This is a genomic window from Streptosporangium vulgare (assembly GCF_042428775.1).
In the GTDB taxonomy this organism is placed as follows: Bacteria; Actinomycetota; Actinomycetes; order Streptosporangiales; family Streptosporangiaceae; genus Streptosporangium; species Streptosporangium vulgare.
Map to the genome: position 1 here is coordinate 1 of NZ_JBHMBS010000128.1, position 826 is coordinate 826.

Annotated in this window: 1 protein-coding gene; it reads left to right on the plus strand. The window is 70.5% G+C overall.

Annotated elements, in window-relative coordinates:
• Positions 1–826 (plus strand): beta-ketoacyl reductase (locus tag ACFFRH_RS44300; protein WP_386164210.1); only part of this gene is annotated, 826 nt, incomplete at both ends.

The following is an 826-nucleotide window of genomic DNA, read 5'->3' on the forward strand; positions in this document are numbered from 1 at the left end:
AGCTGATCGCGGCCGTTCCTGTGGAGTATCCGCTCAGGGGTGTGGTGCATGCGGCCGGGGTGGCTGACAACGGGTTGATCGGTTCGCTCACCGTGGAGCGGTTCGAGGGGGTTTTGGGGGCGAAGGCGGATGCGGCGTGGCATCTGCATGAGCTGACTCGGGATCTGGATCTGTCGGCGTTCGTGTTGTTCTCCTCGGCCGGTGGTTTGGTGCTGGCGGCCGGGCAGGGCAGTTACGCGGCGGCGAATGTGTTCCTGGACGCGTTGGCGGCGCATCGGCGTTCGGCTGGTTTGGTGGCGACGTCGTTGGCTTACGGGTTGTGGGATGCCGACACCGGGTTGAGCGGCTGGCTGACCGAGGCCGACCGGGAGCGGATGCGCAGGCAGGGCCTGCCGGCACTCTCGGTGGACGAAGGACTGGCGTCGTTCGACGCGGGCCTGGTCTCGGGTGCGGCGACGCTGGTGCCGTTGCGGGTGGACGCGGCGGCGCTGCGGACCCGCGACGAGAGATTGCCGGCGTTGCTGCGCGGTCTGGTGCGTGGCCCGGTGCGGCGTGCGGTGCGTGCGGGTGGGTCGGCGCTGGTGCAGCGGCTGGCCGGGGTGGATGAGGCGCGGCGTCGTGAGGTCGTGCTGGAGGTGGTCCGTCAGGAAGTGGCGACGGTGCTGGGGCACGCCTCGGCGACGGCGGTCCAGGCGGATCGGGCCTTCCAGGAGCTGGGTTTCGACTCCCTGACCGCGGTCGAGCTGCGCAACAAGCTGATGGCGGTCTCCGGGCTGCGACTGCCCGCCACCCTCGTCTTCGACTACCCGACCGCCCAGGCGGTGGC